The organism is Lactobacillus kimbladii (assembly GCF_000970755.1).
Lineage (GTDB): Bacteria > Bacillota > Bacilli > Lactobacillales > Lactobacillaceae > Lactobacillus > Lactobacillus kimbladii.
Genome location: NZ_KQ034007.1, coordinates 1,176,068 through 1,188,601 on the forward strand (window position 1 = coordinate 1,176,068; position 12,534 = coordinate 1,188,601).

Below are 12,534 nucleotides of genomic sequence, written 5' to 3' on the forward strand. Positions count from 1 at the left end.
TCATCTCCCTAATTGAGCTTACCTAGAGCACTTTTAGCTGCTTCTTGTTCAGCAGCTTTTTTATTATGGCCCTGTCCCTCAGACAACACTTTTCCATTAACAACTAACTGAACGGTAAAATTAGATGGCAGTTGCTCTTCTTTTAAAACCTCATACTCAATCTTAACCGGTCCATCTTGTTGCAATAATTCTTGTAGGTCTGTTTTATAATCTCTTGATGCATCAAATTTGCCAGCATCAATTAATGGGTATACGGTTAAACTCAAAAAATGCTCAACTGCTTCCATGCCTTGATCAAGAAAAAGCGCTCCATTAAAAGCTTCAAAAACATCTTCTAAAAGAGTTTTGCGAGAACGTGCACCTGCTTTTTCCTCACCATGACCTAGATTAATCTCAGCCGGAAAACCAAATTTCTGGGCAAATTCTGCAAAACCTTCAGTATCAACAATATTTGACCGCATTCTAGTTAATTCACCTTCATTAAGATTTCTAAAATTACGGTAAAGGTAATCAGAAATTGCTAATTCCAGAACTGCATCCCCCAAGAACTCCAATTTTTCATAATCCCGAGTTCCATTTTCAGGATGTTCGTTAGCATAAGAAGAATGAGTAAAAGCCTCTTCTAATAATTTTGGATTGTTAAATCTAATTTTGTATTTTGTATCTAATCGTTTAATGAATTTGGTACTAACCATTTGTTCAACTCCTTAACAATCTAAATTATACCAGTTTTTAACGTTAAAAAAGAAAACTATTGTCCGCAAATGACAATAGTTTTCTAATTTAGCGTATCAATTAACTTTTATTTAGCGTAACCAACTTTGTACCATAATTGATGCCCATTGTTTGTCTGTGATGGCTTCAATGAGTAACCAGTGATTTTACTGTTAACAGCATCAATTCTATAATCATTTTTAGTAGGAACTACATATGCTTGATCAATCATGTACTTTTGCCACTCATGAAATTTTTGAACGCGATACTTATGATCAAAGGCTTTTTGAGAATCCATTTCTTGAATAAGTTTAGTGTTTTCAGGAGTTACAAAACGTGAATAGTTAGACATTGTTCCTTCACTATACATTTGTTCCTGAGAAGGCTCAGTGGACAAATTCCAACCTGCCAAAAACAGATCAACTTTTGGATCGTCATTTTGAACTTTATCATAGAATGAGTTGAATTCAGTCAAGCGTCCGCCAACAAGTTTAACATTCAAGCCAATCTTGTTCCACTGTTGAATATAGTTTTGAATAATTGGTTGTTGAATGGCATTACCCGACATAGCCAAAAGATTTATTGTTAATGGCTTACCGTTTGGATTAGTACGCCACTTACCTTTCTTCTTAAAACCAGCCTTATCCAAAATTTGATTGGCCTTTTTGATGTTATAAGTGTATCCTTTGGCGCTTTTATCGAAATAATCACCAAATGGTTCCGGAATCAATGTAGGAATTTGGAAACTCAAACCATCTGTATAATGTTTATAAACATCGTCAGTATTCATAGCATAAGCCATTGCTTGACGTAATGACTTATTACCCATTTTAGCATGGGGATTCATTACATTCTTAGACTTCTTAGCATCCCATTTACCTACCTTGAATGCTAGGTAACTATATGCTAGAGGAATCTGAGCAATAAAGTTAACTTTCTTTGTATCCTTTACTTGTTTCCATTGACTGTTAGTTACACGGGTAATATCAAATTTATGACTCTTAATCGCTTGCGAAGCAGAGTTTGGAGATACAACCTGGTATACAATCTTATCTAATTTTGGTTTACCACGCCAATAATATTTGTTTGGTACCCATGTAACTGACTGACCACGTACAACGTTTTTAACTTGGTATGGGCCAAAGAACAATGGCTTCTTTCTAATTTCATCAGAAGATTCCAATTTTGAAAAAGGAATATTCTTCAAATAGTGGTAAGGTGCGGCCATTTCCCAAATATAGCCGTTACCACTATAGTACATACCTGGTTTCAATTCCTTGCAGTGCAAAATTGCAACACGTCCATTAGGGCCATCTGGCATTTCAATACCTGAAATAGTTTTTGACTTACCCTCATGGTAATCAGACATTCCGTTAATAATATTAAATTGAGTCGCATATCTTTGTGATTTTGTTGCCTTGTTAGCAATAATTTCATACGCAAATTCAACGTCTTTGGCAGTAACTTGTTTGCCATCGGACCATTTTACGCCCTTTTTAATAGTAATAGTTGCTGTTTTAGCTTTACGATCCAATTTTAAAGTAGCCGGACCTTTATCATTGATCTTATAGTGATCGTCAGTATCAAATAATGATTCTTGTCCTGGACTGGTAACATCAGCACTTGGTTGATCCATTTGCAGCTCTTCATTAAAGACACCAGTAAATGGGGTGTTAGTAACTTCTGCCACCTTTAACGTACCGCCTTGTTTAGCGGTTTTTACGGGAGTCTGAATAGGGAATTTACTTGCTGTTTTAGCACCTTCATTACTCTTGGTGTTACTCTTACCACAAGCTACTAAAGTCAGGGTTGCAGCAGTTAAAACTCCTACTGAACCTAATAGTTTACCTTTTTTCATAACACAATTTTCTCCTTCTCCAACATCATTTATAATTTTGGAAGCAAGTTAATACCTAAATGTTAACACTTAAAATTAAAAATGCAATAGTTTTACTAATAAAATGTTAATTTTGCTTTATTAAAGTCGGAAGATGTATACATGATCATAAATAATGATAATCTGCATTTTATTTAATATAACCGACTTTGTACCATATTGGATGACCGTTATTTGTTTCAGAAGGTTTTAGTGATAAACCAGTTAATTTATTATTAACCGCCTTAATTTTATATGCATTAAAAACAGGTATGACATAAGCCTGGTCAAACATATACTGTTGCCATTCATGAAATTTTTCAACACGATATTTATGGTTAAATGCTTTAGCAGAGTCAATCTCCTTAATCAATTTATTATTTTCCGGAGTAACAAACCTAGTATAGTTAGCAGGGCCACCTTCACTATACAATCCATTGGGTGATGGTTCCGTGGAAAGACCCCATGCTCCTAGGAACATGTCTACTTGAGGATTATCGTTTTGAACTTTATCATAAAATGAGTTACGTTCTGTCAACCGACCATTTAGAAGACCTACATTTAGCCCAATTTTATGCCACTGTTGTAAGTAATTTTGTATAATTGGTCCTTGTGTAGCATCACCCGACATGGCTAAAAAGTTGATTTTTAAAGGCTTACCATTGGGCTGCACGCGCCATTTGCCTTTTTTCTTATAACCAGCTTTATCTAAAAGTTCATTAGCCTTTTTTAAGTTATAAGTAAAGCCTTTAACATTTTTATTATATACATCACCATATTGCTTTGGTATTAATGTTGGAATCCTGAAACTCAGATTATTATTATAACGTTTATTGACATCCTCCACATTCATGGCATAACCAATAGCTTGCCTTAACGCTTTATTATTCATTTTGCTATGAGGATTCATAACATTTTTACCTTTTTTAGCGTCAAACTTGCCGACCTTAAATCCTAGGTATGAGTAATATAAAGGAATTTCTGCAATAAATCTCACATCTTTAGTATCTTTTACTTGTTTCCACTGAGCATTAATAACTTGAGCAATATCAAACTTATGTGATTTAATTGCCTGAGAAGTTGAATTAGGAGAAACAACTTGGTAAATAATTTTATCCAGTTTTGGTTTGCCTTGCCAATAGTATTTGTTTGGTACCCATGTAGCTGATTGTCCACGAACTAGTTTATCTAACTTATAAGGTCCAAAATATATTGGTCTTTTTCTAACTTTATCTGAAGACTCGAGTTTGCTAAAAGGTACATCCTTTAAATAATGATATGGTGAAGCTGATTCCCAATAATAGTCATTACCACTAAAGGCCATTCCTGGTGTCATATAGGAAAAATGTAATATCATTTTGCGACCATTATCACCATCCGGCAATTCAATTCCTGAAATTTTCTTAGCTTTACCCTCATGATATTCTTTCATTCCTTTTAGAACTTCCATTTTAGTAGAATATCTCTGAGCTTTAGTGTTTTTATTAGCCAATATTTCATAAGGATATGCCATATCCTTGGCAACTACTTGTTTGCCGTCTGACCACTTAACCCCTTTTTTGATTGTAATAGTTATAGTTTTATTTTTTTGATCCAGCTTCATTGTTGCTGGACCTTTATCATTTATTTTGTAGTTATCATCCGTATAAAACAAAGATTCTTCACCTGGTGAAGCAACATCTGCATCAGTCGCAGTTACGCTCAATTCATCAGTAAATATTCCTGTAAAAGGCGTATCTGTTTCAACGGCAACTCTAACAGTTCCTCCTTGCTTTGTTTGCTTTTTTGGCAAAGCATTTGGAAATTTACTTGCTTCCTTCGAACTGTCCTCATTATTACTTTTATTTGCTTTATTACAACCAACCAGAGCCATGGCACAAGTAGCTATAATACCAATGGAGCATAAAAAATTTTTTTCTTTCATCTTCTTCTCTCCTTACAAATGTACAAACACGATTTAAAACCTAAATAAAATAATAACAAAAAAAGATTAGAAAAACAAAGTCTTTATTAATTTTTAATTAATATTTTATACAAAATACCATTATTTTATTAGCGAAAATTAAAAATCAAGTTTAAGAAAATTGATTGGCTCTATAATTTATCCTGTTGATGACTTATCCATCTGCTAAGCTGTTAATTAGTTTTCTGTTGTATTAAAAAGAAGAGCATCGCATAGCATGCGTGCGTAGATCACCAATGTCTACAACATGCTTCAGATGTTTTATGAAGCTTTAGCTACCAAAGATCTGCAGTCAAAAAAGTCATTCATGCTAAAGAAGATATTTGCTGGCAAATGTTCCAAACACTGCTCACTTTTAAGCATAATCTAAGAGCAGTAACTAACAGGATAACATCGAATTATTCCAGCAGTTGCTTAGAAGGCTTTAATCGCAAAGTCAAACAAATTGAGTGTACAGCTTTTGGCTACGCCAATTTTCCAATCTGCTATCCAGGATTAGATTGGCAGAAAACAAGGTAAAAGAAAAAGAACCAAGCAGTTTATTTGCTGCTTGATTCTCCTCATTTAATCTTTGTTAACAGGATTTTACAAATAGTTATAAAAGTATGAAGTGACCGCCAAACTTAGAACAAACTTGGGTGTCACTTCAGTATCATCATGCTTCTATCTGCTTCCTACTTTAGTATGTTTAATAAAGAGCCTTTTTTGTTTTTATATAACAATTAATTAAAAATTTATTTTTCTATTTTACAAATCCAATCTTGTACCACAATTGATGCCCATTAGAATTATCTGAAGGTTTAGTTGAATAACCTGTAACCTTATTATTTACTGCAATAACTTTATACGAATTATCCACAGGAACAACATATGCCTGCTTATTCATGTATTCCTGCCATTCATGGAATTTGTTAACTCTATATGTGTGATCAAATGACTTTTGCGAATCTATTTCTTGTAAAAGCTTATTATTTTCTGGAGTTGCAAATCGGCTATAATTCATCTGTGAAGTCTCACCATAAAGTGACGCAGGTGATGGTTCGCTGGCCAAAGACCAAGCTGCCATAAACATATCTACTTGAGGATCATCGTGCTGTAACTTGTCATAAAAAGAATTAAATTCTGTTAATCTTCCTCCAACTAATTTCACTTTTAGGCCAATCTTTTTCCACTGCTGAATATAGTTCTGCACAGTCGGTGATTGAATTGAACTCCCTGTCATTGCTAAAAATTTGATAGTTAGAGGCTTACCATTAGGTTGTACACGCCATTGACCTTGCTTTTTGTAACCAGCTTTATCTAAAATTTGATTGGCTTTTTTCAAATTATAAGTGTAACCTTTTGCTTTTTTATCGAAATAGTCTCCAAATTGTGCTGGAATTAAAGTTGGAACCCTAAAACTCAAACCTGCAGTATAGTGCTGATCAACCTCATCAATATTTATGGCATAAGACATTGCTTGACGAAGTGCTTGATTATTCATTTTTGCTTCAGAATTCATCACATTTTTGCCGGCCTTGGCATCCCATTTTCCAACTCTAAAGCCAATATAGTGATAACCTAGAGGAATTTGGGCAACAAAATTAACACCTTTAGTATCCTTAACTTCGTTCCATTGAGAATTAACTACCTGAGCTATATCAAATTTATGACTTTTAATTGCTTGTGAAATTGAATTCTGTGAGATTACTTGTGAAACCACTTTATCCAACTTAGGTTGGCCACGCCAATAATATTTATTTGGAATCCAAGTTACCGACTGACCACGAACTATTTTCTGAACTTTGTATGGGCCGAAATACAATGGCTTTTTTCTAATTTGATCTGAAGATTGCAATTTTGCAAATGGAATATCTTTTAAATAATGATATGGCGCTGCGTATTCCCAATAATAACCATTACCACTATATACCATGCCCGGCTTCATCTCTTTAAAATGCAGAATGACAGTCAGTCCATTTGGACCTTCTGGCATTTCTATTCCCGAAATTGTTTTTGACTTACCATTATGATATTCTTTCATTCCGACAATTTCTTCAAATTGATTACTGTATCGTTGTGCTTTGGTTTCCTTATTAGCCAAAATTTCATAAGGATATTCTATATCCTTAGCATTGACTTGCTTTCCATCAGACCACTTCACACCCTTTTTTATTTTAATCGTAATTGTTTTAGCATTTCGATTGAGTTTCATTGTAGCTGGACCTTTATTAGTGATTTTAAAGTTATCATCAGTATCAAATAATTCTTCCTCTCCCGGTTCAGCAACCGAACTATCAATAGCTGTAGTTGATAATTCATCAGAAAAAATTCCAGTAAAAGGTGTATCTGTCATAATTGCATACTTTAAAGTTCCGCCCTTTTTGGTATTTTTTACAGGAACAGATTGAGGAAATTTACTTGCAGTTTTAGCATTTTCATTCTTACCAGTGTTATTACCTTTGCCACATGCTGCTAAAGTTAGTGCAACAGTTGAGACGATACTGGCAGAATATAAAAATTTTGTTTTATTCATGTTTTAATTCATACTCCAATCTTTTATTGAATAAACTCTAAATTCTTGGAATAAGCTAACAAACATATTCTAGCATAGAAAAAAATGTTATCAAAAAATATCATAATAGTTTAATAAGCTTATAATAATAATTTTTAATTTAAAAAAGCTTTGTCTCTTTAGACAAAGCTCTTTGTATTCTAATATTGAATTAATTCTCACGTTGTCTGGCATCACCAGCACGCTGTAGGGCACGACCAACGTAATTTATACTTAGCGAAATTGCTAACAGTAAAATTGTAGCCGGAAGCCATAGCCAGGGACGACTTACTACGTTTACAGGATCATTGGCAAAACCAATTAAAGTACCTAATGATGGAACTGTTGCTGGTAAACCATAGCCAATGTAAGATAATGTAGTTTCAATACCAATATTACCAGCAATAGTTAATACAACATCAATAATAATCATAGAGGTAATATTTGGTAAAACTTCACGAAACATAATTTTCAGGTCTGAAGAACCTGAAGTTTTGGAAGCCAAAACATAGTCTCTTTCTCTTTGAGATAGTATAAAGGCCCTAAAGTACCTTGCAGTTTTGGGCCACCCAAATAGTGAAATAATCCAAATTAAACTAATAGGATTGTAGTTCGGAATAACAGAAACTAAAACAATTTCAATTGGAAAAGTTGGCAATACCTGAACAAAATCTACTATTCTCATTATTATGGCGTCAATGTTACCACCGTAATATCCAGATACTAGACCCACAAGTAAACCAACAGTTTCACAGACTACGGTTACACCTAAACCAATCAAAATGGAATTTCGTCCACCCATTATTAGTAACTTGACGATATCACGTCCACCATCGTCAGTTCCCAAGATATGGCCAGCAGTTCCCCATGGATTGTAGGCTTCTACAATATTTGTTTCAGTTACCTGAGCAGAATTTAAAAATAAGGAGCCTACCATGGTAAACAGCAATATTAGAACTATTACAACAAAAGCAGTTAATGCCACCTTATCTTTTACAATTTCTCTAATAATTACTTTAAAACTTGATTCAGGAGAAGAAACATTTTTCTTTTTATCTTTCAAATTAGTCTTAATTTCTTTCTTGTCGGACATATTTTCTCCTCCCTTTATTTAATTCTGATCCTTGGATCAATTATACTCATGATAATATCAGAAAGTAAATTACCTAGTAGTGTTAAAATACCAAAAATTAATATTAAGGCAGTCAAAGTTGTGTAATCACGCTGACCAATAGAATCTAAAAATAACTTACCCATTCCAGGATAACTAAAAACTGATTCAACAATCATCGAGCCACTTAAAAGTCCAGTAATGACTGTACCGAAAGAAGAGGCAATTGGTAAAAGGGAATTACGTAAAATGTGTTTATTGAATACAACTTTTTCCGGCACACCCTTACTATGTGCTGTACGAACATAATCCTCAACCTTATTATCAACTATTCCCGTTCTTAAATATTGCACAATTGATGTAGTGGTAATTAATCCCACTAGGATAGCAGGTAGAATAATGTGATAAAGTTGGCTTCCTAATGTTCCCCAAAAACCAGAGGCACCTGGAGAAACAGAGCCAGAAATAGGGAACCAGCCCAAAGTAAAGCCAAATAACCAGATTCCTAGTATATAAAATACAAATGGCGGAATAGCGAAAGTAACATAATTAAAAATTTGAACTGCTTGATCTTGCCATTCATCTTGGTGACGACCCGCTGTTACTCCCATAGGAATAGAAATAGCATAGCAGATAGCCGTAGATAATAATGATAACCAGAAAGTATTAACAGCACGATCGGCAATTAAAGAAGTAACAGGCACATGCTGGATATAACTTGTACCCAGGTCTCCTTTAAACAGGTTTCCTACCCAGCGTGCATATTGAACTGGTGCGGGATCATATAAGCCAGCCGCTCTTTTTAAAGCTTCAAGTTGCTTAGGATCAGTATTTGGATTAATTTGTCCAGTGAAAGGATCACCTGGCATCATCTTAGCCAAGAAAAATACCAAAATACTCAAGATAATAATTTGCGGGATCATAATTAAAATTCGTCTGAGAACTGTTTTCCACATGATTATGCCCCCTCCTTTTCATTTATCTTCTCTTCGTTCAATTCTTTTTTCGGTAAAGCTACTAAATGTTTGCCAGAAACTTGTTGCAAAGGAAATACACGACCATACTTGTCATACCATTTGTTTTGATCATTTTGAAATTCTTGCTCAACTTCTTGTCGGTGTTTTTTATGCTCATCACGATGTTCAACATCAACTTGCGGTATAGCAGAGAGCAATCTCTTAGTATAAATATGTATTGGATGCTCATAAATATCTTCTCTGGAGCCTATTTCGACTAAACGTCCTCGGTGCATAATAGCTAAGTTTTCAGACATATGCTTTACTACACCTAAGTCATGAGAAATAAACAAATAAGCAATATTATATTTCTGTTGTATATGCTTCATAAAGTTTAAAACCTGAGCTTGCACAGACAAATCCAAAGCACTGGTAGGTTCATCAGCAACAATTAAACGAGGATTAGTTGCAACTGCACGAGCTACGCCAATTCTTTGTCTCTGTCCCCCAGAAAATTCATGAGGGTATTTGTAAATTGAATCACTAGGCATACCTACGATATCTAGTAATTCTTGAACACGATCACGTTCTTGGTCTGTGGTTAAATTTTCGAAATTTCGAATCGGTTCAGCAATAATGTCTTCGATTCGTTTTCTCGGGTTTAAACTCGACATTGAATCTTGGAAAATCATTTGGACATCTTTATTGTAGTTTAGTTTGCGTCGATTTCTAGATTTGGTAATATCAACACCCTTGTAAAGGATACTGCCACTAGTCACAGGCTCAACACCCACAATGGCTTTACCAGTAGTTGACTTGCCTGAACCGGATTCACCAATCAGACCATAGGTTTCACCTTCATTAATGGTAATACTAATGTCATCAACCGCTCTTACATAATCAGTAATCCTGTTCCAGAAACCTGATCTAATGGGATAATGAACTTTTAAGTTTTTTACTTGGATAATTTCTTTGGCCATAAACTACTCCCCACCTACTTCGTCTTGAAAGTGGAACGTCTTCCAGCAAGTACATCTTACCCAGTGACCAGGCTCAACTTCATGCATTACCGGATCCTCTTCGTGCGCACTGGCAGGAATCCATGGAATTCTAGCAGCAAATCTGTCGCCTTTTCTAGGCATATTTTGCAATGAAGGGACTGTTCCTTGAATAACGTGTAAATCTTCTTCTTCGTCTTCTGATTGAGGCATTGAATTTAACAAGGAGCGAGTGTATGGATGCAGTGGATGCTCAAAAATAGTTTTTACATCGGCTTTTTCTACTATTTGTCCACCATACATAACTGCAACTTGATCAGCAGTTTCAGCAACTACACCTAAATCGTGTGTAATTAAAATAATACCAGATTGTGATTGTCTTTGAATATCTTCAAGCAAGTCCAAAATTTGAGCTTGAATAGTAACATCCAAAGCAGTAGTTGGCTCATCTGCAATGATAATTTCGGGTTTACATGCAATTGCCATAGCAATTACGACCCTCTGCCTTAATCCTCCTGACAATTCAAAAGGATACATTTCAAAAGTTTCTTCTGGCTTTGGCATTCCTACTTGATTGAATAATTCAAGTACTCTATCATGACGCTCTTTTTCGCTCATATCCGTATGATAATAAAGCGTTTCAGCTACCTGATCGCCAACACGCATCAGCGGGTTTAAGCTGGCTAAAGGATCCTGAAAGATCATACCAATTTTATTTCCACGTATTTTGTTAAACAAGTTTTCATTCAATCCGACTAAATTTAACTCATTATATAGAATATCACCAGTTACTTTCGTATTTTTATGGTCGTACAAGCCGATAATACTCGATGCAATTGTACTCTTACCACAACCAGATTCACCTACGATGGATAAAATTTCATTTCGCTTCAACGTTAAATTAATATCATCCGCAGCATCATAAAACTTTCCATTTAAACGATATGCAGTATGCAAATGCTGGATATCTAGCAAGAGATCACTTTGTTTTTCCAAAGGTCATTTCCCCTCTCAAATCTTCAATGAATTTATTAAAGATATTTAATAAATTTATTTAATTTCTAATTATAACCGTGAAACATTTTGTATGCAAATTAATAATGAATATTTTTTAATTATTTTTGGTGATCCGCTACATAATTAACTGCATCACCGACTGTTTTAATTTTTTCTGCATCTTCATCAGAAATCTCGGCGCCGAATTCATCTTCTAGTTGTAAAATGAATTCCACTAAGTCAATGGAATCAGCGTCCAAATCACTTTTGAAATCAGTTTCATCAGTTATCTTTTCTTTATCAACTTCAAAATTATCAGCTAGTATATCTCGAATTTTAGTAAAAATTTCTTCTTTACTCATGTCTTTACTCCTTATTTTCAACTGCAAATTCTGCTTTAAAATTATCAATTATTTTTTCCTGTAAAATTTTATCAATTTGTTTAATCGTAAAATAAACAGCACGTTGACCTGATCGACCATGTGTTTTGACTACGGGAGCATTGACTCCGAGTAAAACTGCACCACCATATTTATCAACATCAAATTTTGAAACTAACCCTTTTAATGCTTTTTTTATCATTAATGCGCCTAATTTAACAAAAGGACCGTTATTAAGCAAGCTTTCCTTCAAAAGATGTATCAAAACACTGGAGGTTCCTTCAATATTTTTTAAAACCGCATTACCAGTAAAACCGTCTGTGGCAATCACATCAGCTTTACCATCTAATAATTCATTTCCTTCAATATTACCTATAAAATTAACTTTGCTTTCCAATAACAATTGGTAGGCTTTTTGATGAACATCATCACCCTTATCACTTTCGGACCCATTATTAAGCAAACCAACCCGTGGATTTTTAATTCCCCGCACTTTTTCTGCATAATACGAAGCCATTTTAGCCCAAGCAAGTAGATATTCCGGTTTACTTTTGGCATTCGCACCAACATCAATCATATTAAATCCATCATCTGAATTTTTTACCGGGAGAGTTGGCATGAAGCCAGGACGAGCTACTCCTTTAATGCGTCCTATAATAAATATACCACAAGCTAAGATAGCTCCTGTATTACCTAACGAAAAAAGTGCATCTGCTTTGCCCTGCTTCACATATTGTGCTGCCACGACAAGTGATGAATCTTTTTTAGATCTAATCGCCTTAACTGGCTCATCTTCATCCAAAATAATTTCAGAAGTATTAACCACTTCTATGTGACTGCTATCACTACCCAATAATTCTTTTATTCTTTTTTGGTCACCAAAAAGTATGAATTTTGTTTTCGATAACTCTTTTTTGGCCCGTAATACTGCTTGAATAATTGCCTCAGGCGCATTTTCTCCACCCATAGCATCAATAGCAATAGTTCTCATTGTATCCTCAACCTTA

Annotated in this window: 10 protein-coding genes and 1 pseudogene; 1 reads left to right on the top strand and 10 read right to left on the bottom strand. The window is 34.6% G+C overall.

The genetic code is table 11. The annotated features are described in order from the left end of the window. Positions 1-8: 8 nt before the first annotated feature. The 3 genes from rnc to JF75_RS05925 all read right to left on the bottom strand — a co-directional run bounded on the left by rnc (position 9) and on the right by JF75_RS05925 (position 4,514). The gene (rnc, locus tag JF75_RS05915; RefSeq protein ID WP_046332255.1) at positions 9-695 is read right to left on the bottom strand and encodes a ribonuclease III; all 687 of its coding nucleotides are present in this window, start codon (positions 693-695) and stop codon (positions 9-11) included. Between the two features lie 107 nt (positions 696-802). Next, positions 803-2,572 (bottom strand): oligopeptide ABC transporter substrate-binding protein, encoded by a 1,770-nt coding sequence (locus tag JF75_RS05920; protein WP_046332256.1) that lies wholly within the window; start codon positions 2,570-2,572, stop codon positions 803-805. 169 nt (positions 2,573-2,741) lie between these two features. Further along, on the bottom strand, positions 2,742-4,514 hold the full coding sequence (locus tag JF75_RS05925; protein WP_046332257.1) for an oligopeptide ABC transporter substrate-binding protein: 1,773 nt from the start codon (positions 4,512-4,514) through the stop codon (positions 2,742-2,744). Positions 4,515-4,847: 333 nt separating this feature from the next. On the opposite strand from JF75_RS05925, the pseudogene JF75_RS10355 reads away from it, so the two are divergent. Continuing rightward, positions 4,848-5,107 (top strand): annotated as a pseudogene (locus tag JF75_RS10355) (transposase); the annotation flags it as partial. A 188-nt stretch (positions 5,108-5,295) separates the two neighbouring features. On the opposite strand, the gene JF75_RS05930 reads toward JF75_RS10355, so the two are convergent. The 7 genes from JF75_RS05930 to plsX form a co-directional block, all read right to left on the bottom strand. After that, positions 5,296-7,068, bottom strand: a complete 1,773-nt coding sequence (locus JF75_RS05930) for an oligopeptide ABC transporter substrate-binding protein (RefSeq protein ID WP_046332258.1) — start codon at positions 7,066-7,068, stop codon at positions 5,296-5,298. Between the two features lie 190 nt (positions 7,069-7,258). Beyond that, on the bottom strand, positions 7,259-8,179 hold the full coding sequence (locus JF75_RS05935) for an ABC transporter permease (protein ID WP_046332259.1): 921 nt from the start codon (positions 8,177-8,179) through the stop codon (positions 7,259-7,261). 14 nt (positions 8,180-8,193) lie between these two features. Further along, positions 8,194-9,153 (bottom strand): oligopeptide ABC transporter permease, encoded by a 960-nt coding sequence (gene opp4B, locus JF75_RS05940; protein WP_046332260.1) that lies wholly within the window; start codon positions 9,151-9,153, stop codon positions 8,194-8,196. Positions 9,154-9,155: 2 nt separating this feature from the next. Then, on the bottom strand, positions 9,156-10,133 hold the full coding sequence (locus tag JF75_RS05945) for an ATP-binding cassette domain-containing protein (protein WP_046332261.1): 978 nt from the start codon (positions 10,131-10,133) through the stop codon (positions 9,156-9,158). A 3-nt stretch (positions 10,134-10,136) separates the two neighbouring features. Then, complete coding sequence (locus JF75_RS05950; protein WP_046332262.1) at positions 10,137-11,147, bottom strand: ABC transporter ATP-binding protein; 1,011 nt, start codon at positions 11,145-11,147, stop codon at positions 10,137-10,139. A gap of 119 nt (positions 11,148-11,266) precedes the next feature. Continuing rightward, the gene (gene acpP / locus JF75_RS05955) at positions 11,267-11,509 is read right to left on the bottom strand and encodes an acyl carrier protein (protein ID WP_046332263.1); all 243 of its coding nucleotides are present in this window, start codon (positions 11,507-11,509) and stop codon (positions 11,267-11,269) included. A gap of 4 nt (positions 11,510-11,513) precedes the next feature. Beyond that, complete coding sequence (plsX, locus tag JF75_RS05960; RefSeq protein ID WP_046332264.1) at positions 11,514-12,518, bottom strand: phosphate acyltransferase PlsX; 1,005 nt, start codon at positions 12,516-12,518, stop codon at positions 11,514-11,516. Positions 12,519-12,534: the final 16 nt, after the last annotated feature.

Coding starts and splice junctions, on each gene's coding strand:
- rnc (WP_046332255.1), bottom strand. CDS start 695: ATGGTTAGTACCAAATTCATTAAACGATTAGATACAAAATACAAAATT.
- JF75_RS05920 (WP_046332256.1), bottom strand. CDS start 2,572: ATGAAAAAAGGTAAACTATTAGGTTCAGTAGGAGTTTTAACTGCTGCA.
- JF75_RS05925 (WP_046332257.1), bottom strand. CDS start 4,514: ATGAAAGAAAAAAATTTTTTATGCTCCATTGGTATTATAGCTACTTGT.
- JF75_RS05930 (WP_046332258.1), bottom strand. CDS start 7,068: ATGAATAAAACAAAATTTTTATATTCTGCCAGTATCGTCTCAACTGTT.
- JF75_RS05935 (WP_046332259.1), bottom strand. CDS start 8,179: ATGTCCGACAAGAAAGAAATTAAGACTAATTTGAAAGATAAAAAGAAA.
- opp4B (WP_046332260.1), bottom strand. CDS start 9,153: ATGTGGAAAACAGTTCTCAGACGAATTTTAATTATGATCCCGCAAATT.
- JF75_RS05945 (WP_046332261.1), bottom strand. CDS start 10,133: ATGGCCAAAGAAATTATCCAAGTAAAAAACTTAAAAGTTCATTATCCC.
- acpP (WP_046332263.1), bottom strand. CDS start 11,509: ATGAGTAAAGAAGAAATTTTTACTAAAATTCGAGATATACTAGCTGAT.
- plsX (WP_046332264.1), bottom strand. CDS start 12,518: ATGAGAACTATTGCTATTGATGCTATGGGTGGAGAAAATGCGCCTGAG.